The sequence below is a fragment of the Methylobacterium sp. E-012 genome, from assembly GCF_057836545.1.
In genome coordinates this window covers 810001-833534 of the sequence record NZ_JBYQEY010000001.1, presented here as the reverse complement: position 1 = coordinate 833534, position 23534 = coordinate 810001, and the positions used below count along the sequence as shown (strand labels likewise).

The window sequence follows — 23534 nt, the reverse complement described above, 5'->3', positions numbered from 1 at the left end:
GGCATGGCGGGCCAAGCGCTCCGAACGCCGCGCGCCCGTCACTCCAGAGGCGTATGAACGACGCGTGTGGGTGCTGTGCTCCCACCGGCAAAGGTGGATTCCAAAGGGATCCTCCCTTTGGCGGGGTCCTTGGCGCAGAGCCCCGGGGCTTTCGCAGGGCTTGCGCCCCGCACCCGCGACAGGTCTCGGACCTTTCGAAACCATCGCGGGCCACAGACAGGATCCGTCGCGTCGGCCGGACCCTGTCCCGGTCCGGCGCCTTCGGCTATCCTGGCCGCATGAGCAGACGCGCCGATTCCCGTTCGCTCCGCCGGATCGCGGCGGGTCTGGTGCTCGGCGCCGGGTTGCTGCCGGCCGGCCCCGCCGCGGCCCAGGCGCTGCTGTGGCCGGCGGTCGGCTTCGCGCCCTTGCCGTCCTTCGCCTGGCCCGGGCCGCTCGCGGATACGGACAGCCGCTGGACGGGCAGCTACGCCCGGCTGTCGACCGGCTACGCGGTCGCGTCGTCCCGGCACGTCGGCAGCTATGGGGGTCCCACCCTCGGCTTCGAGGGCGGCCGGATGTGGCAGGCCGGCCCGATCCTCTACGGCATCAGCGGCGGCCTCGACTACCTGGCCGGGCTCGACGGGACCCTGACCCCGGGCTACGGGCGGCTCGCCTATGCGCAGGACTTCGCCGGCACCCTGGAGATGAAGGTCGGGACCCTGCTGTCGCCGGATGTCCTAGTCTACGCCAAGACCGGCGCGGTGGCCGTCCACGAGACGCTGCGCGTCGGGCCGCGGCCGGGGGCGCTTCCGTTCAGCCGCCAGGACATCGCGGTGCGGCCGGTAGCGGGCGTCGGGGTCGAGTGGGCGGTCACGGATCGCCTGACGCTGGCCGTCGAGGCGGGGGTGGTCGGGGCGGGGATCCGCTGAGGGGCGTTCAGCGTCTGTCCCGCCCCCCGCGCGGGCGGCAGGACGCTGCCAGGGCGGCGAGGTCGCGCCACCCGTAGGCGATCTCCGTGAAACGGCCATGCCCGCGGGACGCTTCGGGCGCGTCGAGCCGGGTGCCGTCGAGACCTTCGAGGAAGCGGCGGCCCGGCGCGTTCGTGCGCAGCACCCAGGCGCTGGCGGCACGGTACCCGGCCTGCCGGAGCTCCGCCGCCGTCGCGGCGACCAGGGCCCGGCCCGCTCCGCGCCCCTGGGCGGCCCGCAGGACGTAGAGATCCCGGATCTCGCCGTCGAAGCCCGCCGCCTTCAGGGTCTCCGCGCGCTGGGCGTTGCCGGCGCCGAAACCGACCGGCTTGCCATCCGTCTCGGCCAGATAGACCGCCTCGCCGGGGCCCGGCTCCAGGCCGCTGAGAACCTGCGCCCACCAGGCCTGCCGTACCGCGACCGTGAGGGCGGCGATCATCTCGGCGGGCAGGAGGCCACCATAGGCCTCGTGCCAGGTCGCCACGTGGATCGCCGCGAGGGCGGCCGCGTCCTCCGGCCGCGCGGGCCTCACGACCACGCCGCTCGTCGTCGGGATCCGGATCGTGGCCATACGCTCAGGTCCGATCGCACGGCCTCCCGGCCCCGCTACTTCGGCACGAACGCCCAGTAGTCGAGATCGAGGATCACGGCGGGGTCGTAGCCCTCCCCGGCGCGGTCCGGGAAGGCGCCGCAGGGCTGGTTCTTGGTGGCAACCGTGCGCAGGCGCAGGAGCCCGACATCGGCGCGGCCGACATCGGCCGCCGCCAGCACCTCGCTCCAGGCATAGACCGTATCGCCGGCAAACAGCGGCGCCACGTGGCGGCCGGCATTGATGCCGGCGAGCGCGAAGGCGTTGGCCAGCCCGTTGAAGCTGAGCGCCCGGGCCAGCGAGATGACGTGGCCGCCATAGATCAGGCGCCGGCCGAACCGGGTGTCCTTCGCGGCCAGCCCGTCGAAATGCACCTTGGCGGTGTTCTGGAACAGCCGCGTGGCGATCTGGTGCTCGGCCTCCTCGACAGTCATGCCGTCGACGTGGTCGATCTTCTCCCCGACCGCATAGTCGGCGAATCGGTGCGGGCTGCCGGCGAGTTCCGAATCGTAGGCGGCGGCCGAGAGGGGCGGCAGGGCGCCGGCGAGATCCCGCGGGTCGACGACCTTGGCGAGGGTCGGCACGTGCGCCTCGGCGATCGCGGCCGCGGGGTCGCGCTTGCGCACCAGCACCCAGCGGCAATAGCTCAGCACGGTCTCGCCGGCCTCGTCGGACCCAACCGAGCGCACGTAGACCACGCCGGTCTGGCGGTTCGAACTCTCCTTGAGGCCGATCACCTCGGAGACGGTGGAGAGGGTCTCCCCCGGATAGACCGGCCGGCGGAAGCCGCCCTCCGCGTAGCCGAGATTGGCGAGCGCGTTGAGGGAGACGTCCGGCACGGTCTTGCCGAACACCATGTGGAAGGTGAGCAGGTCGTCGAGCGGGCTCTTCGGATACCCGAGGGCGCGGGCGAAGGCGTCCGAGGATTGCACCGCGAAGCGCGGGCCGTAGAGGCCGGTGTAGAGCGCCACGTCGCCCACCGTCACGGTGCGCGGGGTGGCATGGCGGGTGGTCTCGCCGAGGCGGAAATCCTCGAAGAAGCGGCCGGGATTCGTCTTCACGGGCGGGCAGTCCTACTGCGCGTAAACGTAGGTTGCGGGCACGGCGTATTCGTGCAGCAGGCGGCTGATGAACAGCAGCAGCAGGATCAGGATGATCGGCGAGATGTCGACGCCGCCGAGATTGGGCAGCAGGTTGCGGATCGGCCGCAGCACCGGCTCGGTGATCCGGTAGAGCACCTCGCCGACCTGGGCGACGATGGGATTGCGCACGTTCACCACGTTGAACGCCACGAGCCAGCTCAGGACCGCGCTGGCGATGAGGACGTAGATGAAGAGCTGGACGACCGTGTCGAAGAGCCAGATCAGGGCGTTCATGCGGGTCCGCGTACTATCCTCGGGGCACCCGCGTCCCAGCGCCGGATCGGCGCGCGGCGGGCGACGGTGAAACAGGAATTGACAGGCTGAGCCGCCCGCGCCTACAAGGCCGGCGCCTCGACGGGGCTGTAGCTCAGATGGGAGAGCGCCGCAATCGCACTGCGGAGGTCAGGGGTTCGATTCCCCTCAGCTCCACCAGGCCTTCCTGGTGGTCCATAGCGTTCGGTGCTCAGCGGCGATCGAGCGGCTGCGAGTGACGGTGCGCAGCTGATATTGACCCGCTCTCGTGGAGCCCTTCAGGCTTTTCCACGGGGTGCCACCGATGCCCCACCCACGTCCGCCCTATCCCGCTGCGTTGCGCCGTCGGTTCGTCGAACGGGTCCGTGCCGGACGTGACCCCGCAGACCTTGCCCGTGGGTTCGAAGCTTCGGCTCGGGCCCTCCGGAACTGGGGCGCGGAGGCTGACCAGAACGAGGATCGCCGGGGGGCAAGGACCGAGACCCTCACGGCCGCCGCACGCGAGGCCCTGATCCGTATCTTTTGGTTCACGAGCGCCGACCGGGCATCTGTCCCATCGCCGTCATGGCCCGCGGGCCCGGCGTCTCGGAAGCAGGCTACCATGCCTGTCGGAGGCGGGAGCCCTCGGCCGACGCCGAAGGTCTGCGCGGCGCCGGTACCGCATTCGCGGTGACCGGCCTCGACGAGGTCCTCGTCCCCGCGCGGTCGGCATTCACCCCGCGATCGGCCCGCTTGGCGGGTGGCGCGCGTGAGGCCTCGGAGCCGGCTGGGCGAACCGCGAGACCCCTCCGCAAAAAAGATGCGCGCCTCGCTAGACGACCGGTCTAATCAGGTCTATCTGATCCTCATGACACGCGCCACCGCACACACCGACACCCGGCAGGATATCCTCGACACCGCCTACGGCCTCGTGGGCGCGAAGGGGTTCTCCGGGGTCGGGCTGAACGAGATCCTGACCTCTGCCGGTGTGCCGAAGGGGTCGTTCTACCACTATTTCGGCTCGAAGGAGGCCTTCGGCGAGGCCCTTCTGGCAGACTACTTCGAAAGCTATCTCGCCGATCTCGATACGACGCTCGCCGAGCCGGGGCTGAGCCATGCCGAACGCCTGATGAACTATTGGCGGAAGTGGCAGGCGACACAGGGGAACATCGACTATCAGCGCAAGTGCCTGGCTGTGAAGCTCGCGGCGGAGGTCTCGGACCTCTCCGAAACGATGCGCCTCGCCCTCAAGGGCGGCACCGCCGGCATCATCGACCGCGTGTCGCGGGCGATCGCGGCCGGCGTGGCGGAAGGTTCGCTCAAGGTCGAGAGCGAACCGCACACGGCTGCAGAGGATCTGTATCACATCTGGCTCGGTGCGAGCCTGATGGCGAAGATCGTGCGGACCGACGCACCGTTCGAGGCCGCCATGGGAACGACCCGGCGCATCCTCGGGCTCGCTTCGAACGGACCGAGCCCTTCGAACTGATCGACCCCTCGGCGTTGGCGATACGACGCCGAAATGGCCAAAAAACGAGACGACCGGTCTACTCAAGACGACAGCCATCACGTCCCCCGGGCCGGCGGGGGACAGGATCGGAAAGGAGAGAACCATGTCTCACCGCACGAAGACGTTCGCCGCCGCCTCCCTCGCAGCCGCCGGCCTGATGGCACTCCTGGGCACGCCGGGCGCGTCGGCTCAGGAGCGCATCACCCTGGAGACCATCGGCGCCGTCCGCATGGCCAGGGTCGAGGAGGCCCGCAGGGCGGACCTGGAACGCCAGCCTGCGAATGCGGCGTCGGCGCGCGACCAAGCCGCGGGACGCACCACGAAGGCGCGATAGCGCCGATCCGCCATCCCCACGCTGGCGCCCTGCACGCAGGCTCGGCGCCTCGACCCCCCTGCCACCGAAGCAAGAGACCCCGGAGACCGACGATGAAGATCCTGATGGTACTGACCTCGCACGACCAGCTCGGCGACACCGGCCGGAAGACCGGCTTCTGGCTGGAGGAGCTGGCGGCCCCCTATTACGTGTTCAAGGATGCGGGTGCGGAGGTGGTCCTGGTGTCGCCCAAGGGCGGCCGCCCGCCGCTCGATCCGAAGAGCGCCGAGCCGAACTTTCAGACCGATACGACACGCCGCTTCGAAGCGGACGCGGCGGCCATGGCGGTGCTGGCCGATACGGCGCGGCTCGATGCCGTCAGCCACGCGGGCTTCGACGCCGTCTTCTATCCTGGCGGGCACGGCCCCCTCTGGGATCTCGCCGAGGACCCCGCCTCGATCGAGCTGATCGAGACGACACTCGGGGCCGGCAAGCCCCTGGCCCTGGTCTGTCATGCCCCCGGCGTCCTGCGCCATGCCAAGACGCCTGATGGGAAGCCCCTCGTCGAGGGCCGGAACGTCACCGGTTTCGCGAACACGGAAGAGGAGGCCGTCGGCCTCACCCGGGTCGTTCCGTTCCTGGTCGAGGACGAACTCAAGCGCAACGGCGGCACGTACGCCAAGGCCGCCGACTGGGAGCCGTACGTCGTCACCGACGGCCTGCTCATCACCGGCCAGAACCCTGCCTCGTCCGGACCCGCCGCCGAGCGTCTGGTCGCACGCCTCGCGAACCGCTGAGGGCAGCCCCCGCGTCGTCCTCGCACATCATCGCCCAGGATCGTCGCCTGGCCAAGCCACGGCGATCCACCCGCATCAGCGGTCTCGAAGGATCTCAGCCCATGACCACCGACATCGTCTTCTCGGACGCGACCCGGCTCGCCGATCTGATCCGCACACGGCAACTCTCGCCCGTCGAGGTCGTGCGGGCCCACCTCGACCGCATCCGGGCGGTCGACCCCAAGGTCAATGCCATCGTCACCGTCGCCGAGGGGGCGTTGGCCGCCGCGCGGGAGGCCGAGGCGGCCGTCTTGGCGGGCGAGGCGCTCGGCCCCCTGCACGGCGTCCCGTTCACCGTGAAGGATTCCATCGATACGGCAGGCGTCCTCACCCAGCGCGGCTCGCCCATCTTCAAGGGGCGCCGGCCGGATACCGACGCGACGAGCGTCGCCCGCATGAAGAAGGCCGGCGGCATCCTGCTCGCCAAGACCAACCTGCCGGAGTTCTCCTACTGGATCGAGAGCGACAACCTGCTCTCCGGCCGGTCGAACAATCCCTGGGACCTTTCGCGCACGCCGGGGGGCTCGAGCGGCGGCGAGTCGGCGGCCATCGCGGCGGGCATGTCGCCGCTGGGCCTCGGCACCGACCTCGCCATCTCGATCCGGGGGCCGGCCGCGCAGACCGGCATCGTCTCGCTCAAGGCGACCCACGGGCGCGTGCCGATGACCGGGATCTGGCCGCGGGCGCCCCGGCGCTTCTGGCACGTCGGTCCCATGGCACGCTCGATCCGCGACCTCGCGCTGGCCTTCTCGCTGCTCTCCGGCCCCGATGGCGAGGACGGCTTCGCGTCGAGCGCCGGCCCGTTCAACGCGAGTTCGGCAGCCGTGCCCGATCGTCCGCTCCGGGTCGGCTGGCTGGTCGAGCCCGGCTTCGGACCCATCGACACGCAGGTCGCGGCGACCGTCCGGGCGGCGGCCGAAGCCCTCGAGCACGCGGGCTGCGTCGTGGACGCCGTGCGCATCCCGGCCCTGGAGCGCGACTCCGCCCTGGACGTGTTCAACAAGCTCCACGTCATGGAGATGAAACCGGCATTCCGGGAGGCGACCGCCGGGCGCAGCCCGGACGAGATCTACAGGATGGCCAGGACCATGCTGGCGCTGCCCGACACGTCCATGGCGGATTACATCGCGGCGGAGCAGGCCGCGGAACGGCTCCGCGACGGATACGCCGCCTACTTCCGGGATTACGACCTGCTGCTGACGCCCGTGCTGCCGGTCCCGGCGCACAAGCACGGCCTCCAGAAGCTTGTCGTCAACGGGGAGACGGTCGACCTGACCTTCCTCCAGGGTGCGACCGTGCCGCTGAACGTGACGGGCCTGCCGGGCCTGTCGATGCGGTTCGGGACGAGCCGCGAGGGGTTGCCGATCAACGTACAGGTGGTGGGTCGCTGGCAGGCGGAGGCGACGATCCTGCACGCCGCCGCGCTGCTGGAAACGGTCAGCCCGGTCCGCGACCTTCATCCGAGCCTGTAGGCGGTTCGCAGGGCACCGGGCGGGCCGGACCCGGGCGCAGAAGGCCAGGATGCTCGAACGCATCATGGCGGAGACGAGCGCGATCCTCGGCATCTCGGATCAGGACGTCTGGGTCGACATCTCCGACATCCCGGCCCACCCTGTCCTGGAATTCGGCACCGTGCTGCCGGAGCCGGGTCAGGCGGATGCGTGGCTCGGATCACGCCCCGACGCCTTGCGTGAGACGCTCGGCCGGGTCGCCTGAATCGCGGTTCGCCCCGTCTCCCACCGTTTCGGATCCGGACGTCCGATGCGTTTCGACCTCGACGGCGGAAAAATGGTTTTCCGGCCTCGCGGCCGGGGATAGACCAATCGCATATCGTCAGAGATGCCGGTTCATCGCCTCCGATCCATCGCCGTCCCTGGGACAGGCGGGCGACGTCGCGGCTCGGAACCTCTGCCGTCCTCCGCGAAGGCTTGGCCAGCCCGATCCGCAACGGGCCCACGGAGCGCTTGCGATGAACGCGCACAGGCCTCGGCGGAGACGCTCGTGACCGGCGATCCGATGCCGTCCGGCCCCCCACCGGCCGTCTCGACCCTGGCGGCGACGGCGCTCGTGGTCGCCGACATGGTCGGCATCGGCGTCTTCACCAGCCTCGGGTTCCAGGTGAGCGACATCCAGTCCGGCTTCGCGCTGCTGCTGCTGTGGTTCATCGGCGGCATCGTCGCGCTGTGCGGGGCGTTCAGCTACGCCGAGCTCGCCGCGATGTTTCCCCGCTCGAGCGGCGAGTACAATCTCCTCACACGGGCCTACGGTCCGGCAATCGGGTTCATGGCGGGCTGGCTCTCGGCCACGGTCGGGTTCAGTGCGCCGGTGGCGCTGGCCGCGATGGCGTTCGGGCAATACGCCGAGGCGATCCTGCCGGGGGTGCCGCCGCTCCCCCTCGGCCTCGCGGTCCTGTGGGTCGTCACGGCCATCCGATTGCGCGGGGGGCGCCGCGGCGAGGCCATCCAGGTCGGCTTCACCCTGCTGAAGCTCGCGCTGATCGTGGCGTTCATCGTCGCGGGCTTCGCCACCGGCGGCGACCAGCCGATCAGCTTCACGCCGCGCGCCTTCGACCCGGGGCAGATCTTCAGCGCCGGCTTCGCCGTGAGCCTCGTGTTCGTGATGTACGCCTACTCGGGCTGGAACGCGGCGACCTACATCGTCGGCGACCTGGCCGATCCGCCCTACAGCCTGCCCCGGGCGCTGTTCGTCGGGACGGGCCTCGTGGTCGTGCTCTACGTCGCGCTGAACGCGGTGTTCCTCTACACGACGCCGCTGGCCGAACTCGCCGGACAGGTCGATGTCGCCCTGATCGCGGGGCGGCACGTCTTCGGCGAGACGGGCGGCCGCCTCGTCGGCGCCCTGATCTGCGCCGGCCTGATCCCGAGCCTCGGCGCGCTGATGTGGATCGGCCCGAGCGTCACGGTGGCGATGGGCGAGGACGTGCCGCTGCTGCGTCTGTTCGCGCGCCGCTCCCGTACCGGCGCGCCCGTGGCCGCGATCCTCCTCCAGGCCGGCATCGCCAGCCTCCTGCTCCTCACCCGGAGCTTCGAGGCGGTGCTCGATTTCATCCAGTTCGGCCTGACCGTCTGCGCGTTCCTAACCGTGCTCGGGCTGATCAAGCTGCGCATCACCCGGCCCGACCTGCCGCGGCCCTGCCGGGCCTGGGGCTATCCGGTCACGCCGCTGATCTTCCTCGCCGTCACCCTGTTCATGCTGGTCCACCTCGTGGCCGTCCGGCCCCTCCAGTCGCTGGCGGGCCTCCTCATGATGCTGGCCGGCCTCCTGCTGTACGGCGTCACGACCGCGCGGGCGCGGAACGCGGCGGACCGGTCACAGCGCTGACGCGGCGGCCTGCGGTCAGCGGACGGGGGGCGCCCCGGACGCGAGCCCCCGCAGCACATCGAGCCGGTATTCGGCGGTTCGCGACTGGGTCAGCACCTGCGCGAAGTCGCGCGCGCCCGCGATGAAGCCTTCGGCGGCCTCGTCGCCGGAGAGCGGATAGTGGGTGACGCCGAGCCAGTGGACCAGCACGATGTCGCCGCCGGGCAGCAACGCGCCCGCGACCCGCGCGACGAGGCGGGCGAGATCGGCGCGGTCGAGATAGTAGGCGACCTCCGAGATCACGATCAGGTCGAACCGCCCGTCCGGCCACTTGCCGGGCACGGCGGCCAGCATGAAGTGCACGTTCGGGCAATCGGCGCAGCGTGCCCGGGCCGCCTCCAGCACCGACGGCACGACATCGAGGCCGATCAGCGCGTCGCACCGGGTGCAGAGCTGGTGGGTGAACACGCCGATCGAGCAGCCCACATCCAGACCGGACGTGTAATGGGACCGCGGCAGGCTCGCGAGCGTCGCCGCGTACTTGTCGCGCTCGTAGGGGCTGGTGGCGAAGTGCCAGGGGTCGGTTTCGGTGGCGTACATGCCCTTGAAGTAGTCGGGATCCAGGGTCGTCGATCGACGGCCGGTCTGGGTTCCGCCCGGCGCGCCCGGGCCTGTCTCGGCGCCCTCCGCCCAGCGCGTCCCGAGCATCATGCCCGTGACGATGGCGCTCCCGGAGCGCAGCAGGCGGCGGCGTGACGGTCGCTCGCGGTCGCGCACGATAAGCCTCTCCGCGTCCGTGAGTGCAGGCCGGTGCAACGGCGCCCGGTGACGACGGTTCCGAAGTTCGACCTGGGATCGGGTGAGCGCGCCCATGGTGGTGCTGCTGCGCGCCAGAGGCGGCCGGCAGGAGCCGGCCGGGCCTCAGCGCAGCCGCGTCGCGTCGATCACCAGGAAATACTGGCAGGCGTCCGGGCCGAGATTGGTGAAGGCGTGCCCGGCATCGGCCTCGAAATACAGGCTGTCGCCCTCCTCGACCACGAGGGCGCGGTCGCCGATCGTGGCGCGCAGGCGTCCCTTCAGCACGAAGATGTATTCCGACACGCCGCGGCGATGGGCGACGAACTCCCCCGTGGTGGCGCCCGGCGGCAGCGTGTTGAGCACCCAGTCGATCCCCCGCCCGGGCAGGACCGGAGAGAGGCAGCGGCGCAGGAAGCCCGACGCCTCGTCGCGCAGCACCGGCTGGCGGGACGCCGGGATCAGCAGCACCTCCAGGTCGGTGGCGGGCGCCATCAGCCGGGAGAAGGTCACGTCCAGCGCTTCGGCGAGGCGCGACAGGACCGCCGTCGACGGCACGGCCTCGCCGCGCTCGATCTTCGAGATCATCGAGCGGCTGACCCCCGACACGGCCGCCAAGGCCTCGAGGGAGAGATCGCGCTTCTTCCGCCGGCGCCGGATCTCCTCGGCAAGCACCTGAATCTGGGAGCGCGCCTCGGCCTCGATCTGGACGCGCCGCACCTCTGTCGTGACCGTCATTCGCGTTTCGTCCTGGTCCTCCGGCTGACGCGTCATCCCTGAGCGCCCGGGGCTGATCGGTCGGGTGCTTAGCATAGGTCGCGTGGGAGCGCCCCCGCGACCGGAGCCCGCAATTGGCACGCCGCTTGTATGAGACGGAGTGGAAATTCCTCCTGCAAAGTGGATGCCCCCCCATGCCCAACGCCGCAGCGCCGTTGGATGCGACACGGATCGCCGAGCCGGGCGCGGTGACGCACGCGGACAGGCGCCAGATCGTCTGGTCGAGCGTCATCGGCACCACCGTCGAATGGTACGATTTCCTGATCTACGGCACGGCCAGCGCGCTCGTCTTCAACAAGCTGTTCTTTCCCAGCATCGACCCCGCGGTCGGCACGATCGCGGCGTTCGGCTCCTATGCCGTCGGGTTCCTCGCCCGGCCGCTGGGCGGGGCGGTCTTCGGCCATTTCGGCGACAGGATCGGCCGGAAGGCCATGCTGTCGCTGACCCTGATGATCATGGGGCTCGGCACCTTCCTGATCGGGTGCCTGCCGACCTACGGGCAGATCGGCCTCCTCGCGCCGATCCTCCTCGTGGCCCTGCGCCTCGTCCAGGGGATCGGCATCGGCGGCGAGTGGGGCGGAGCCGTGCTGATGGTGGTGGAGAGTGTGCCGGCGGACCGGCGCGGGTTCTTCGGGAGCATCGTCCAGCTCGGCTATCCCATCGGCGTGATCCTCTCGATCGGCGCGTTCGCGCTGACCGGCCTGATGCCCGAGGCGGCGTTCCAGGCCTGGGGCTGGCGCATCCCGTTCCTGGCGAGCGCGCCCCTGGTCGGGGTCGGCCTGTTCATCCGCCTGCGGCTTCACGAGACCCCGGCGTTCCGGCGCATCAAGGAACGGGCGGTGACGGCGCGGCTGCCGGTGATGGAGATCCTCACCGAGCATCCCGGCATGTTCCTGAAGGCCGTCGGCCTGAAGGTCTCCGAGATCGCCTATGTGAGCGTCGTCACCGTGTTCTCGATCTCCTACGTCACCGGCCAGCTCGGCCTGTCGCGGGGGGTGATCCTGAACGGCATCCTGGTCGCCGCCATCATCGAGCTCTTCACGATCCCGGTCTTCGGCTGGCTGTCCGATCGCTACGGGCGCAGGACGCTGTTCATCGCCGCCTGCCTGTTCTCGATCGCCTTCGCGTTCCCGATGTTCCGGCTCCTCGATACCCGCGACCCGACGATCATCACCCTGACCGTCGCGGTGGCCCTGAGCTTCGGGCAGGGCATCATGTTCGGGACCGGGGCCGCGTGGATGTCCGAACTGTTCGATGCCCGCCTGCGCTACAGCGGCGCCTCGCTGGGTTTCCAGGTCGGCGCGGCGCTGAGCGGCGGCTTCACGCCGCTGATCGCCGCCGCCCTGCTCGCCTGGAGCGGCGGCGCGACGTGGCCGATCTCGGCCTACCTGATCGCCCTCGCCTGCGTGACGCTCGCGGCGACCTTCGCGGCGCCGGAAACCGCCCGCCGGCAGATCGACTGAACGCCACACCGAAATACGGTTCAGGGAGTGGACGTGCATCCACTGCAATGGAATACTCCCGACAGCCCTCACGCGACAGGACGACGGATTTGAACAGGACCATCATCGCCACGGCGGCGGCAGCCCCGGCCGTCGGCCCCTACGCACAGGCGACCCGCGTCGGCGACCTCGTCTTCGCCTCGGGGCAGCTGCCGATCGACCCGGCGACGGGGGCGTTCCCGGAGGGCATCGCGGCGCAGACCCGCCGCGCGCTGGCCAACCTCGCCGCGGTGCTGGAGGCCGGAGGCGCCAGCCTCGCGAGCGTGGCCAAGACCACCGTGTTCCTGAAGGACATGAACGACTTCGCCGCGATGAACGCGATCTATGCCGAGCATTTCCCCGGCGCTGCGCCGGCGCGCTCGACCGTCGAGGTCGCGCGCCTGCCCCGCGACGCGCTGGTCGAGGTCGAGGCGATCGCGCTGGCGACGGGGCCGGTCCGATGAGCGCGCCATCCGCACCGCGCCACGTCGAAGCCTTCGCCCACGCGGCCGGCTCGGTGGCGGTCGCCGTCCCCGGCGGCGCGACCGGATGGCGGGGCACGCTGCTCACCATCCACATCGCGTCGGCGGCGAGCTACGAGATGGAGGAACTGGCCGAGGCCCACTGCGTCGCCGGCCGCGGCATCGAGGGGGACCGCTACTTCCTCGGGACGGGGACCTACTCGCCCAAGCCCGACACCCGCGAAGTGACGCTGATCGAGCAGGAGGCGCTCGACGCCCTCGCGCGCAACGACCCGCCGCTTCAGGGCGGCCCGATCCAGCTCGCGCCGGTCGACCACCGCCGGAACCTCACGGTGCGCGGCGTGCCGCTCAATCACCTCGTCGGCCGCCGGTTCCGGGTCGGCGAGGTGATCCTGCGCGGCGGGCGCCTCAACTTCCCGTGCAAGTATCTGGAGGAACTGCTCGGCCAGCCGGTCTACCTGCCGCTCTACAACCGCTCGGGCCTGAATTGCGGGATCGAGCGCGGCGGGATCATCCGCCCGGGCGACGCCATCGCGCTGGTGGATTGAGCCGGTGTCCGCGCGCATCGTCATGAAGCTGACGGTGGTGGAGGCCGTCGCCACCACGCCGGAGGTGCTGCGCCTGACGCTGGTCCACCCGCAGCGCCCCGAATTGCCCGCTTGGGAGCCCGGGGCGCATGTCGACCTGCGCCTGCCGGACGGGCGCATCCGCCAATACTCGCTCTGCGGCGATCCGGCCGACCGGAGCCGCTATGTCCTGGCGATCAAGCGCGAGGATGCGGGCCGCGGCGGTTCGCTGTGGACGCATGCCAACCTGGTCGCGGGCGCCGTCGCCCACGTCTCCCACCCGCGCAACAATTTCGGTCTGGCCGTCGGCGCACGGCGCCATGTCCTGATCGGCGGCGGCATCGGCGTGACGCCGCTCGCCGCCATGGCCCGGCGCCTGACTGCGAGCGGCGCCGACTTCACGCTCCACCTGTGCGCGCGTTCGGCCGAACAGGCGCCGCTGCTGTCCGAGTTGCGGACGCTGTGCGGCGACCGGCTGCGCTGCTGGTTCTCTTCGGATGGCGGACGCTTCGATCCCGCTTCGCTCGGAGCGCCGGGCGCGGGCATCCATGCCTATGCCTGCGGGCCCCAACGGCTCACCGACGCCGTGCAGGCCGCGCTGACGGCCGCCGGATGGCCGGCGGAACGGGTGCATGTCGAGCACTTCGCGCCGATGGCCGACGAGACCTACAAGCCCGAACCCTTCGACGCGCTGATCGCCTCGACGGGGGCGGTCATCCACGTGCCGGCCGATGCCTCCCTGCTCGAGGTTCTGCGGCGGCACGGCTTCGCGATGCCCTCGTCCTGCGAGATCGGCGTGTGCGGCTCCTGCGAGTGCGGCTACCGGGACGGCACCGTGATCCACCGCGACGTCGTGCTGCCGGTCGCCATGCGTCAGGATCGGATGATGCCCTGCGTGTCCCGCGCCCGCGTGAAGGTCACCCTCGCGCTCTGAGAGTCCGCTGCTGATGCCGTCGAGCCCTTCCCCCCGGGGCCGTCGTCAATCCCGGGATCGGCCTGCCGGGTCTCGTCGGACCCCATGTCGAGCCGGGCCGGGATATCGTCCTGCACCGTTCGTCAATGCTGCCGAATGGACAAAACAGCACCCGTGCCGCTCTGCGCGTAGACCGCCGTCTGATGCGTGCCGGTCTGTATGACGACAGCTCTCTCGCCGGAGCCCGTCTGCGCACCGGATACCAGGTTGTACGCGCCACTCTACTCGATCGTGGCCCTGTTATCTCGCCCGGCTTGGAGCGCCTGGATGACGTTTTGGTCCCCGCGCTGGCTGACGCGGAGCATGGCGAGATCGCCCTGGGTGCCGGTCATGCGGTTATCCGCGCCCGATTGAACGCCCGTGAGGACGGCCGCTTTTCCGTTCTGATCGACGCTCACGGTGTTGTCTTTGCCGGACTGCGAGATGCTCGACGTCTTGCCGGCCTCCGCGTCCGTCGTGAACAGCCGGTTGTTGGCGCCGGGCGTATTGACGGTCAGGTCGCTGTACGTGGCTGTTGCCGATGATCCAGCCGGATCGGCCGATCGGTGATACGCGTCGATGAGGCTGAGGCTATCCGGATTACCCCCGCCAGCGGCGCAGGCAAGCGGATGCACGGCGGATATCAGGACGCTCAGCAGCGCCGTACTTGTCGTCCTGCCGACCCGTCGAGCAGCGATGTGACACGACATGAGTCGTAGCTTCAGTTCATCGATTCGCATTGCCGCGAGCTTGGGCGCGAGCGTTTAAATCGCGATCAATCTCAGCTCCATGATCGAAAAATCTAGCCGGTTATGGTTTCGAATTGACATACACCTTGTATCAACCCCGGGCGAACGGCCGCCGATTTCGTACGCCCGCGGTGAAGGCCGCGCTCGTCGTTGCAATGGGGCGTCAGACAGCGATCATCCGGGGCCGGAGCTGAGTCCAATTCCAGGGGTGGCAGATCGTCGATGCGCCGGGCGGGCGGGGGCAGGCGGACACCCGAGGACGTCGGCGAGCCAAGCCTGCGGGTCGAGGCCGGTGCGCTCGGCGTTTTCGATCCACGTGGAGGATGCCGGGCGACGCGGCCGCCGCCCTGGCTGAAGCCCGCGTCGCCCAGGGGCCGAGCCCCGTCCCCGGTCAGGCCAGCCGCTCGATCCAGCCCTGCGCCTGCTGGCGCACATTATCGGGCGCGGTGCCGCCGTAGCTAGTGCGGCTCGCCACCGAGTTCGCGACGCCGAGCACGGCATAGACCGCCTCTGTGATGCGCGGCTCGGCCTCCTGCATCTCGGGAAGCGACAGATCCTCCAGCCCGACGCCCTTGGCGGAGGCCGCGCCGACCAGGCGGCCGGTGACGTGGTGAGCCTGGCGGAACGGCAGGCCGAGCTCGCGCACCAGCCAGTCGGCGAGGTCTGTGGCGGTGGCGTAGCCGGAGCCGGCCGCTTGGCTGAGCACCGCGGCGTTGGGCTCCAGATCCTTCACCATGCCGGTCAGGGCGGCCAGGCACAGGGACAGGGCCTGGAGGGCGTCGAACGTCCCCTCCTTGTCCTCCTGCATGTCCTTGGAATAGGCGAGCGGCAGGCCCTTCATCACGATCAGCAGGCCGGTCAGCGCGCCGATGATCCGGCCGGACTTGGCCCGCACCAGCTCGGCGGCGTCGGGGTTGCGCTTCTGCGGCATGATCGACGAGCCGGTGGTGAACCCGTCCGACAGGCGGACGAAGTTGAACTGCGCCGAGGTCCAGACCACCAGCTCCTCGGCGAAGCGCGACAGGTGCACGGCGCAGATCGAGGCGGCGGCCAGCGATTCCAGGGCGAAATCGCGGTCGGCGACCGAATCCAGGGAATTGGCGGTGGGCCGGTCGAATCCGAGGGCCGCAGCGGTGGCGTGCCGGTCGATCGGGAAGGAGGTGCCGGCCAGCGCCGCGGCGCCCAGCGGGCACTCGTTGAGCCGCGCCCGCGCATCGCGGAACCGGCCCCGGTCCCGGGCCAGCATCTCGACATAGGCCAGGCAATGGTGGCCAAAAGTCACCGGCTGGGCCGACTGGAGATGGGTGAAGCCCGGCATCACCGTGCCGGCATGCTTGAGCGCCGTCTCGGCCAAAGCGCGTTGCAGGTCGGCGGCCTGCTGGTCTAGGGAGTCGAGGGTGTCGCGCACCCACAGCTTCATGTCGGTGGCGACCTGGTCGTTGCGCGAGCGCGCCGTGTGCAGGCGCCCGGCCGCCGGGCCGACGATCTCGGTCAGCCGGCTCTCCACCGACATGTGGATGTCCTCGAGCTCGCGCTTGAATACGAAGCGCCCGGCCTCGATCTCGTCGCGCACGGACTTGAGCCCGGCCTCGATGGCCGCCACATCCTCCGCCGGGAGGATGCCGGCCTGGCCCAGCATCGCCACATGCGCCAGCGAGCCGCGGATATCCTGGGGCGCAAGGCGCTTGTCGAATCCGATGGAGGCGTTGATCTCCTCCATGATCTCCGCCGGGCCGCTCGCGAAGCGGCCGCCCCACATCCGGTTGCTCATGTCGATCCTTCCGCGCCCTGACCATCCCGGCAGGCAAGCCTGATGCCCGGCCGCACCACAATCGCGGCCGGCGCGGGCCTCGCCGCGCTCGCCGCCCTCGGGCTCGCCCTATACGGGAGCGGTCTCCTGCCCGGCAACACGGACGGGGCACCGGGCCCCTGCGCCGGCTCCGATCCGGCGCTGGCCCGGGTCGACGCCGCCGCCAAGGGCGAGGTCGCCGCCATGCAGGCCCTGAAGCGGGCTCGGCCGGCGCCCGAGATCCGGTTCAAGGGTCCGGACGGCGCCGAGACCGGGCTGTCCGACCTGAAGGGCCGGCTGCTGCTGGTCAATCTCTGGGCAACCTGGTGCGCCCCCTGCAAGGCCGAGATGCCGGCCCTCGACCGGCTCCAGGCCCAGCTCGGCGGCCCGGATTTCCAGGTGGTCGCCATCAACGTCGACACCCGCAACCTCGACAAGCCGCCGGACTGGCTGAAGCAGGCCGGCATCCACGACCTCGCCTTCTACGCCGATCCCGGCGGCCGCGTCCTGCCGACGATCCAGCGCGACACGCAATCGCCCGGCCTGCCGACCACGATGCTGATCGACGCGAAGGGCTGCACCCTCGGGGTGATGAAGGGCCCGGCCGCGTGGTCGAGCCCGGACGGGCTGGCGCTGATCCGCGCGGCCCTGGGGCAGGCGTCGTGAGCGCGGGGGCGCGCTACGGATCGCGCAGGACCTTCCGCAGCGGCTTGAGGGTGATGAAGCGGGCGGGATGCAGTCCGGGCCGGTCGTCGACCTGCCAGACGGTCCGGATGTTCGCCATGGTTCCGCCGGGACAGCGCATCGGCCCCTCGAAATGGTACCGCAGGCCGTAGGGCACCGGATAGGTCCTCGTGAGCGTGGACGGCGTCGGATGCCCGACGAGCGCCGTCATCAGCGATACCGGATCGCCGATCGAGAAGCCGACGCTGAGCAGGAAGGCGCATTTCGGGCCGCCATCCTCGTGACCCGGATCGAGCAAGTAGCGCCGCACCTTGTCGTCATCCACCCGGAACTGCGCCGGGTAGTCGACTCGGCCGATCAAGCGCCGGCGCGCTCCACGAGGACGAGAACCTCCGGCGCGATGGCGGCGAGCGCCTCGACCGGCCGCGTGAACTCGACATCGAAGGCGGCACCCGCGCCCCAGACGGCGACGATCGTCCCGGTGCTGCCCGTGGGCACGCGTTCTCCATCCTCGCCGATCACCTCGGCGAGGGTACGAACGCGGTCGAGTTCCCGGAACGCAGCGCCTCCGGGCGTCCGATCCGCTGCGGACCGGCTGTCGACCACCAGCGAGAGCAGCCGGTCTGACATGGTGTGAAGATACGGGACAGGCGATCCGCATTGCAAGGCGCGGCGCCCGGCGCTTGCCCCCATCGCCGATGCGCGGCAAGGCCTGCCCCGATGAAGCCGCCCCCGTCCCCCGATCGCCCCGCGCCGAAGCGGGGCCGGCGCCCGCTCTCGGCCATCCGCAGGATGCTCGCCAGCGAGGCGGCGGGCGGGCTGATCCTGATCGGCGCGGCGGCGCTGGCACTCGTCATCGCCAATGGGCCCCTGTCCGAGGCCTACGCCCATGGGCTCCACGCCGCCCTCGGCCCGCTGAGCGTGCAGCACTGGATCAACGACGGCCTGATGGCCGGGTTCTTCCTGCTGGTCGGGCTGGAGATCAAGCGCGAGGCGCTCGACGGGCGGCTGCGCACCTGGCCGGACCGGGCGCTGCCCGGCTTCGCGGCCTTGGGCGGCATGGCGGTGCCGGCCCTGGTCTACGCCCTGTTCAATCTCGGCGCCGACACCCTGCGCGGCTGGGCGATCCCGGCGGCCACCGACATCGCCTTCGCCCTGGGCGTCCTGGCGCTCCTCGCCCAACGGGTGCCGGTCTCGCTGAAAATCTTCCTGAGCGCGGTGGCGATCATCGACGACCTCGGCGCCGTCCTGGTCATCGCGCTCTTCTACAGCGCCGGTCTCGACACGACGATGCTGGGTCTCGCCGCCCTGGTGCTCGCCGCCCTCTACGGCCTCAACCGGGCGGGGATCGGGTGGCTCCCGGCCTACGGGCTGCTCGGCCTCGTGCTCTGGGTACTCGTGCTGCGCTCCGGGATCCACGCCACCATCGCGGGGGTGCTGCTGGCGCTGACCATCCCGATCCGGGTCAGCCCCGGCCGGCCGGAGGCGGCGGAGTCGCCGCTCCATCGGCTGGAGCATGCCCTGGCACCCTGGATCACCTATGGGGTGGTGCCGATCTTCGGCTTCGCCAATGCCGGCGTGGACCTGACCGGCCTGACCGGCGACGCGCTGCTCCAGCCCGTGACGCTCGGCATCGCGGCCGGCCTGTTCCTCGGCAAGCAGGCCGGTGTGTTCGCGAGCCTGCGGCTCGCCGTCGCACTCGGGTTCGGACAGCGCCCGGCCGGAGCCGGCTGGGGGCAGGTCTACGGCGTCGCCGTGCTCTGCGGCATCGGCTTCACCATGAGCCTGTTCATCGGCGGCCTCGCCTTCGCGGATCCGCAGCACGAGACCGCCGTGAAGCTCGGCGTGCTGGCGGGCTCCGCCCTCTCGGGACTCGCGGGGGCGGGGATTCTCGTGTTGGTGCGGCGCCCCGCAGCAATCCGGTAGCCGCCGCGCCCGGCTGGGCTCCGTTGCGCGGAAAAATGCGCTACCGCGCTTGCGTATGCGCTTCTATCTCGGCCTCGCCACCACCTTCCACGATCCCGCCCTGGCCCTGGTCGGGCCCGACGGCAGCCTGCTCTTCGCCGAGGCCGCGGAGCGCGACCTCCAGTACAAGCGCGCCCCGAACTGCGAGCCGGACGCCCCGGGCCGGATGGCGTCCCTCCTGAAGGCGCATGTCCCGCCGGGTTCCGAGCTGGTCATCGCCTCGACCTGGGGACCGCAATTCACCGATTTCCTGCGGGGCCAAGCCGGCGCCGGCGCCTTCGACCTGATGGCGCTCGCCGCCCACGGCACCGCGCTCAACCGCTCCTTCGTGCCCGAGCAGGCGGAGCGGGTGTTCATCGCCGATCTCCACGGCGCCCAGGAGCGGGCCGGCCACGGCACCTTGCTCGCCCTCAACCAGGAGGCGCGGATCACCGGCGCGGCGCCCCGGGCGGCGATCGCCGGTCAGCGGCGCTATCCGCACCACCTCTGCCATGCCGCCTACGGCCTCTGGGGCAGCCCCTTCGAGGAAGCCACCGCCCTGGTGGTCGACGGCATGGGCGAGACCGGCGCGGCGGCGCTCTACCGGCTGAACGGCGGCCGGATCACCGAGCTGCGCCGCCACCGGGGGCGCGGGTCGCTCGGCTTCCTCTACGGGCTGATAACCGACCTCGCCGGCTTCGACCAGGTGAAGGGCGAGGAGTGGAAGATCATGGGGCTCGCCCCCTACGGACATCCCGATCCGGACCTCGCCGCCCTGCTGGGCCGGCTCTGCACGGTGGAGGGCGGCCGCCTGCGCTACGCCGACGCGGACACGATCCGGGCGGTCGCCGGGGCGATCCGCGGCCGCCGTCCCGCGGACGCCCTGGAGAACGGCTGGGCCGACCTCGCCCGCTGCGGCCAGGATTTTTTCGCGACGTTGATGGACGTCCTGGTGGCCGAGGCCCGGGCATTGGCGCCCAGCGAAAATCTCGTGATCGCCGGCGGCTGCGGCCTCAACTCCTCCTATAACGGCCGGGTGCTCGCCCGCTCCGGGTTCCGCCGGCTGCACGTCCCCTCCGCCCCGGCCGACGACGGCAACGCCGTGGGCGCCGCGTGGCTCGCCTACGCGGAGGACCATCCGGACTGGGCCGGCCCGCCCGCCGCCCAGCGCCCGCTGACGCCCTATCTCGGCTCCCGGGTCTCGACGCTGCCGATGGAGCGCCTCGCCGAACAGGAGCCCCGGGCCAGGCGGGTCGGCCACGCCGAGGCGACCCGCGCGGCGGCGCGAATCCTGGCCGCCGGCGGCCTCGTCGGCTGGGTGCAGGGCCGGGCGGAGTTCGGCCCCCGGGCCCTCGGCAACCGCTCGATCCTGGCCGATCCGCGGCCGGAGGGCGCCAAGGACGCGCTCAACGCCAAGGTGAAGTACCGGGAGGCGTTCCGGCCGTTCGCGCCCTCGATCCTGGCCGAGGCCGGTCCCGACTGGTTCGAGGACTACGCCGACAGCCCCTACATGGAGCGCACCCTGGTCTGGCGGGAGGCGGTCCGCGCCCGCGTGCCGGCGGTGGTCCATGCGGACGGCACCGGCCGGCTCCAGAGCGTCACGCCCGCGCGCAACCCGGCCTACGCGGCCCTGATCGCGGCCTTCGCGGACCTCACCGGGGTGCCGATCCTGCTCAACACCAGCTTCAACGTGATGGGCAAGCCGATCCTCCACGGCGCGGAGGACGCGATCCTGATGTTCTACACCACCGGCCTCGACGCCCTCGTGGTCGAGGACTGGCTGGTGGTGAAGTGAGCGGCCGGGCGTCGGGGCGTTCCAGGCGGGGGATTTCGGACCCGGACGCCACGGCTCAGACGAGATGCGCGGCGCCCGGCCGAGGATCGGTGGGCCAGACCTCCGCGAGGATCGTCCGCAGGGCGGCCGGCATGAAGGGCTTGACCAGGCAGGCGTTCACGCCGGCCCGGCGTACCGCCGTGAAGGCATGGGCGTGCTCCTTCGTGGTCATCATCACGAACAGCGTCTCCCGCAGGCGGCGGTCGTCGCGGATCCGGCGGAGCAGCTCGAAGCCCGACATCGGGAACATGTGCAGGTCCGAGATGACGAGGCCGTAGGTGTGCTCGTTCAGCATGGCGAGCGCGGCGGCGCCGTCGGGCGCCTCGCGCACGTCGTGAACCCCGATCTGCTCGAGGACGGCCCGGACCACCGTGCGGATCAGGGGCACGTCGTCGACCACGAGAACCGGCATCTGGCGCGGATCGGGACCCGCCGTTCCCCCTGTCTTCGGACGGGGCCGGGGCGAGGACGATCCGCGCTCGGGCGGTTCGCGCACGTCGCGCCCGGATCTGTCGGCTTCGTGAGTCTGCTGCACTTCGTTCACGACACTGCTCTCACTCCAACTGTAGTGATATGAGCCGAGCTTTTTGTGAAAACATCGTTGCTGCTTAGTTCACGAATAGCCACGCTAGACCTACAGCATCCGCACAAGATCGTGTGCGGCCGCATCCGGAGCGTCGATCCCCCGCGCCTCCGGTCCCCGAACCGGGCCCGCCGCCGATCCCGGGCTTCATCCCGCGTTCTGAGATCAGAGGGCTGTCCGCCGATGTGGATGCCAGTTCGGCGCAACACAGCACGGTCCAACATGGAGCCGGAGCCATTCCCCGTGGCAACGCGACGGGGAACGGCTCTGAGGCGCGGCCGGTCGAAGCGGGTCGGTACGGGCGGACCTGTTAAGCTTCGATCTGTGCGCAGGGAATACCGATTCCAAGCGTCACGGAGCCAATATGGTTGGCCGTTATAGTTAACATGTCGATAAATATGTGAATCCATTAAACCGAATTCACTTGTTGCTTGCATCGAATGCGGATTCGATTTCTTTCTCTCAATAGCTTTGTGAGGGAGGGAATACGCAGATGAAATACGTAGGTCTTGTCGGTTGCGCGGTGGTGGCGGCCGGATTCTGCAGTCCCGCCCTGGCCGGGCGCGGAAATGCGCTGGCGGGTGGCTGGGACAGCACGCTGTCGAGCGGGGCACAGCACACCGCGCCGGCGCCGGCCCATTCGGGCACCGCCCCCTCCGTATCGCTCTTCAGCGGCGGCTTCTTCGGCGGGTCCGGCTACGGCTCGGGGAGCGGGTCGAGCCAGAATGCCGGGGGCGCCCCGTCGCCGGAGGTCAACGCCGCCTGTGGTCTGATCCTCGTCGGCGGCACCGTCGCCTTCCTGCGCCGCCGCAGGACCCGCCGCGCCGAGCCGCAGGCCTGACCGGCTGATCCGTCATGGTCGGCTTCGCGCGGCGCGGGATGCGCGGTTGGTCGGACGCGGCGCGGGGCGCTGGCCGCGCTGACCGGGCCGCGTCCTGGATCCTTCTGGTCTTCTCCGGGGGCACCGTGCTCTCGGCCGCCCTGCAGCGCCACCTGTTCGAACAGACACAGACCGCCCAGCATCTCGTCGAGTTCAACATCGGCGAGGCATTCGCGCTGGCCGCGCTTCTGTCCTTGATCCGCGCCGCCGGTCGAAGCCTGACGCTGGCCAGATCGGAGTGCGCGGTCCTGGCGCTCTCCGCGCTGGCCTGGTTCGTCCCGGAGCAGCACGGGATCTATCTGGCCATGACGCTCGGCGGGGTCTGGGTCCTCCTCCGGAGGCGCTCCGACCGGAACCTGGTCGGAATCGGGCAGGTCTGGCTCGCCCTGTCGGTCTACGAATTGTGGGGCAAGCTTCTCTTCAAGCTCGTCTACCAGATGATCGAGGGGATCGAGGTCGGCCTGATCTACGGGGTCGGCCGTCTGCTCTATGGCGGCCTCGGGATCGAGGGGGCGAGCCTCAGCGTCCGCGGCGACTGGTCGATCGTGATCCTCGAAGGCTGCTCGTCGTTCCACAACCTGTCGCTGGCCGTACTGATCTGGCTCTCGATCTTGAAGATCGCCGGTCACGGGGCGGACCGCGGGGCGTTCGGCGCGCTCGCGGCGGGCGCCGGCCTGGTGGTGACGATCAACGTCGCCCGCATCCTGGCGATGCTCCCGTCCCGGGAGGCCTACCACTTCTGGCATGAGGGTTCGGGGTCGTCCCTGGTGGCCTTCGCCTCCGTGGCGGCGATCATCGGTCCCACGCTGCTCCGAATCGAGGCCCCCGCCTGCGTGCCGAGCCGGCCATGCTGACCGCCCCGGCCCGGTGTCTCACGCTCCTGTGCGTCCTCCTGGGGGCCTCGATCGCCGTCCGGGCCTACGCCTACGGCCATGCCCCGGAGACCGGTGGCCCCCTCGCCCCGGCGGCCACGCGCCCAGCGGTGGATCTCGGGGCGGGCGCCCTGGTGCCGCACGCCGTCGCCGGACGACACCCCGTCCCGGTCGGCACCTGCCCGCGCCCGGCCGTCGTGACCCTCGTCTGGGTCGGTCCCTACGGATCGGATCCCGAGCTGGGGGACGCGCCG

Annotated in this window: 27 protein-coding genes and 1 tRNA gene (1 of these 28 running past the window's edge); 18 read left to right on the top strand and 10 right to left on the bottom strand. The window is 70.7% G+C overall.

What is annotated here, in order from left to right; translation table 11 throughout:
• Positions 1-278: 278 nt before the first annotated feature.
• Positions 279-911 (top strand): outer membrane protein, encoded by a 633-nt coding sequence (locus tag AC3IF1_RS03910; protein ID WP_489215994.1) that lies wholly within the window; start codon positions 279-281, stop codon positions 909-911.
• 7 nt (positions 912-918) lie between these two features.
• Here AC3IF1_RS03910 and AC3IF1_RS03905 read toward each other — a convergent pair whose 3' ends face one another.
• From AC3IF1_RS03905 to AC3IF1_RS03895, 3 genes are read right to left on the bottom strand one after another with little or no spacing between them, the layout of a single operon-like run.
• Complete coding sequence (locus AC3IF1_RS03905; protein ID WP_489215992.1) at positions 919-1521, bottom strand: GNAT family N-acetyltransferase; 603 nt, start codon at positions 1519-1521, stop codon at positions 919-921.
• A gap of 35 nt (positions 1522-1556) precedes the next feature.
• The gene (locus AC3IF1_RS03900) at positions 1557-2600 is read right to left on the bottom strand and encodes a MaoC family dehydratase (protein WP_489215990.1); all 1044 of its coding nucleotides are present in this window, start codon (positions 2598-2600) and stop codon (positions 1557-1559) included.
• Between the two features lie 12 nt (positions 2601-2612).
• Entirely contained in the window at positions 2613-2915 is a 303-nt protein-coding gene (locus tag AC3IF1_RS03895) for a YggT family protein (protein WP_243965451.1), read from the bottom strand.
• 122 nt (positions 2916-3037) lie between these two features.
• On the opposite strand from AC3IF1_RS03895, the gene AC3IF1_RS03890 reads away from it, so the two are divergent.
• The 7 genes from AC3IF1_RS03890 to AC3IF1_RS03860 all read left to right on the top strand — a co-directional run bounded on the left by AC3IF1_RS03890 (position 3038) and on the right by AC3IF1_RS03860 (position 8913).
• Positions 3038-3113 (top strand) — tRNA-Ala (locus AC3IF1_RS03890).
• 667 nt (positions 3114-3780) lie between these two features.
• A complete protein-coding gene (locus AC3IF1_RS03885) occupies positions 3781-4401 on the top strand; it encodes a TetR/AcrR family transcriptional regulator (RefSeq protein WP_489215988.1) in 621 nt (206 codons plus the stop codon).
• 124 nt (positions 4402-4525) lie between these two features.
• A complete protein-coding gene (locus tag AC3IF1_RS03880) occupies positions 4526-4756 on the top strand; it encodes a hypothetical protein (RefSeq protein WP_489215986.1) in 231 nt (76 codons plus the stop codon).
• A gap of 92 nt (positions 4757-4848) precedes the next feature.
• The gene (locus tag AC3IF1_RS03875) at positions 4849-5532 is read left to right on the top strand and encodes a type 1 glutamine amidotransferase domain-containing protein (protein ID WP_489215984.1); all 684 of its coding nucleotides are present in this window, start codon (positions 4849-4851) and stop codon (positions 5530-5532) included.
• A 101-nt stretch (positions 5533-5633) separates the two neighbouring features.
• Positions 5634-7043 carry an amidase gene (locus AC3IF1_RS03870; RefSeq protein ID WP_489215982.1) on the top strand — a complete coding sequence of 470 codons (1410 nt, stop codon included), beginning with the start codon at positions 5634-5636 and terminating at the stop codon, positions 7041-7043.
• Positions 7044-7092: 49 nt separating this feature from the next.
• Positions 7093-7287, top strand: coding sequence for a hypothetical protein (locus AC3IF1_RS03865; RefSeq protein ID WP_489215980.1), 195 nt, complete (start codon positions 7093-7095; stop codon positions 7285-7287).
• Between the two features lie 300 nt (positions 7288-7587).
• Complete coding sequence (locus AC3IF1_RS03860; protein WP_489220312.1) at positions 7588-8913, top strand: APC family permease; 1326 nt, start codon at positions 7588-7590, stop codon at positions 8911-8913.
• 15 nt (positions 8914-8928) lie between these two features.
• On the opposite strand, the gene AC3IF1_RS03855 is transcribed toward AC3IF1_RS03860, so the two are convergent.
• Together AC3IF1_RS03855 and AC3IF1_RS03850 are read right to left on the bottom strand one after the other, a co-directional pair.
• Positions 8929-9492, bottom strand: a complete 564-nt coding sequence (locus AC3IF1_RS03855; protein WP_489220311.1) for a class I SAM-dependent DNA methyltransferase — start codon at positions 9490-9492, stop codon at positions 8929-8931.
• Positions 9493-9813: 321 nt separating this feature from the next.
• The gene (locus AC3IF1_RS03850) at positions 9814-10425 is read right to left on the bottom strand and encodes a helix-turn-helix domain-containing protein (RefSeq protein WP_243969835.1); all 612 of its coding nucleotides are present in this window, start codon (positions 10423-10425) and stop codon (positions 9814-9816) included.
• 173 nt (positions 10426-10598) lie between these two features.
• Here AC3IF1_RS03850 and AC3IF1_RS03845 point away from each other — a divergent pair, with 173 nt between their 5' ends.
• The 4 genes from AC3IF1_RS03845 to AC3IF1_RS03830 all read left to right on the top strand — a co-directional run bounded on the left by AC3IF1_RS03845 (position 10599) and on the right by AC3IF1_RS03830 (position 13927).
• Positions 10599-11927, top strand: coding sequence for an MFS transporter (locus tag AC3IF1_RS03845; protein ID WP_489215977.1), 1329 nt, complete (start codon positions 10599-10601; stop codon positions 11925-11927).
• Positions 11928-12016: 89 nt separating this feature from the next.
• The gene (locus tag AC3IF1_RS03840) at positions 12017-12409 is read left to right on the top strand and encodes a Rid family detoxifying hydrolase (protein WP_489215975.1); all 393 of its coding nucleotides are present in this window, start codon (positions 12017-12019) and stop codon (positions 12407-12409) included.
• Positions 12406-12975: an MOSC domain-containing protein gene (locus tag AC3IF1_RS03835; protein ID WP_489215973.1), complete on the top strand. Its 570-nt coding sequence runs from the start codon at positions 12406-12408 to the stop codon at positions 12973-12975. The genes AC3IF1_RS03840 and AC3IF1_RS03835 overlap by 4 nt, the downstream gene beginning before the upstream one ends.
• Positions 12976-12979: 4 nt before the next feature.
• A complete protein-coding gene (locus tag AC3IF1_RS03830) occupies positions 12980-13927 on the top strand; it encodes a PDR/VanB family oxidoreductase (RefSeq protein WP_489215971.1) in 948 nt (315 codons plus the stop codon).
• A gap of 260 nt (positions 13928-14187) precedes the next feature.
• Here the strand turns inward: AC3IF1_RS03830 and AC3IF1_RS03825 are convergent, their stop codons facing one another.
• Positions 14188-14685 carry a hypothetical protein gene (locus AC3IF1_RS03825; RefSeq protein WP_489215969.1) on the bottom strand — a complete coding sequence of 166 codons (498 nt, stop codon included), beginning with the start codon at positions 14683-14685 and terminating at the stop codon, positions 14188-14190.
• A 400-nt stretch (positions 14686-15085) separates the two neighbouring features.
• On the bottom strand, positions 15086-16465 hold the full coding sequence (gene argH / locus AC3IF1_RS03820) for an argininosuccinate lyase (protein WP_489215967.1): 1380 nt from the start codon (positions 16463-16465) through the stop codon (positions 15086-15088).
• 42 nt (positions 16466-16507) lie between these two features.
• On the opposite strand from argH, the gene tlpA reads away from it, so the two are divergent.
• Complete coding sequence (gene tlpA, locus AC3IF1_RS03815) at positions 16508-17149, top strand: thiol:disulfide interchange protein TlpA (RefSeq protein WP_489215965.1); 642 nt, start codon at positions 16508-16510, stop codon at positions 17147-17149.
• A 13-nt stretch (positions 17150-17162) separates the two neighbouring features.
• Here tlpA and AC3IF1_RS03810 read toward each other — a convergent pair whose 3' ends face one another.
• Both AC3IF1_RS03810 and AC3IF1_RS03805 read right to left on the bottom strand, forming a co-directional pair.
• Entirely contained in the window at positions 17163-17528 is a 366-nt protein-coding gene (locus AC3IF1_RS03810; RefSeq protein WP_489215963.1) for a DUF6883 domain-containing protein, read from the bottom strand.
• Positions 17525-17797 (bottom strand): DUF4926 domain-containing protein, encoded by a 273-nt coding sequence (locus AC3IF1_RS03805; RefSeq protein ID WP_489215961.1) that lies wholly within the window; start codon positions 17795-17797, stop codon positions 17525-17527. The genes AC3IF1_RS03810 and AC3IF1_RS03805 overlap by 4 nt, the downstream gene beginning before the upstream one ends.
• Before the next feature lie 90 nt (positions 17798-17887).
• Here AC3IF1_RS03805 and nhaA point away from each other — a divergent pair, with 90 nt between their 5' ends.
• Both nhaA and AC3IF1_RS03795 read left to right on the top strand, forming a co-directional pair.
• On the top strand, positions 17888-19093 hold the full coding sequence (nhaA, locus tag AC3IF1_RS03800; RefSeq protein WP_489215959.1) for a Na+/H+ antiporter NhaA: 1206 nt from the start codon (positions 17888-17890) through the stop codon (positions 19091-19093).
• Positions 19094-19148: 55 nt separating this feature from the next.
• On the top strand, positions 19149-20906 hold the full coding sequence (locus AC3IF1_RS03795) for a carbamoyltransferase family protein (RefSeq protein ID WP_243970012.1): 1758 nt from the start codon (positions 19149-19151) through the stop codon (positions 20904-20906).
• Positions 20907-20961: 55 nt separating this feature from the next.
• On the opposite strand, the gene AC3IF1_RS03790 is transcribed toward AC3IF1_RS03795, so the two are convergent.
• The gene (locus tag AC3IF1_RS03790) at positions 20962-21357 is read right to left on the bottom strand and encodes a response regulator (protein WP_489215957.1); all 396 of its coding nucleotides are present in this window, start codon (positions 21355-21357) and stop codon (positions 20962-20964) included.
• A gap of 664 nt (positions 21358-22021) precedes the next feature.
• Here AC3IF1_RS03790 and AC3IF1_RS03785 point away from each other — a divergent pair.
• The 3 genes in view from AC3IF1_RS03785 to AC3IF1_RS03775 are tightly spaced (at most 14 nt apart) and all read left to right on the top strand, a layout consistent with a single transcriptional unit that may run on beyond the window.
• Positions 22022-22369, top strand: coding sequence for a hypothetical protein (locus AC3IF1_RS03785; RefSeq protein ID WP_489215955.1), 348 nt, complete (start codon positions 22022-22024; stop codon positions 22367-22369).
• 14 nt (positions 22370-22383) lie between these two features.
• Positions 22384-23262 carry a hypothetical protein gene (locus tag AC3IF1_RS03780; protein ID WP_243970002.1) on the top strand — a complete coding sequence of 293 codons (879 nt, stop codon included), beginning with the start codon at positions 22384-22386 and terminating at the stop codon, positions 23260-23262.
• Positions 23256-23534 carry the 5' portion of a hypothetical protein gene (locus AC3IF1_RS03775; RefSeq protein ID WP_489215953.1) on the top strand. Its footprint extends 234 nt past the window's final position, so 279 of the gene's 513 nt are visible here — the first part of the coding sequence; its start codon is at positions 23256-23258; its stop codon lies beyond the right edge, outside the window. Before AC3IF1_RS03780 ends, AC3IF1_RS03775 begins: the two co-directional genes overlap by 7 nt.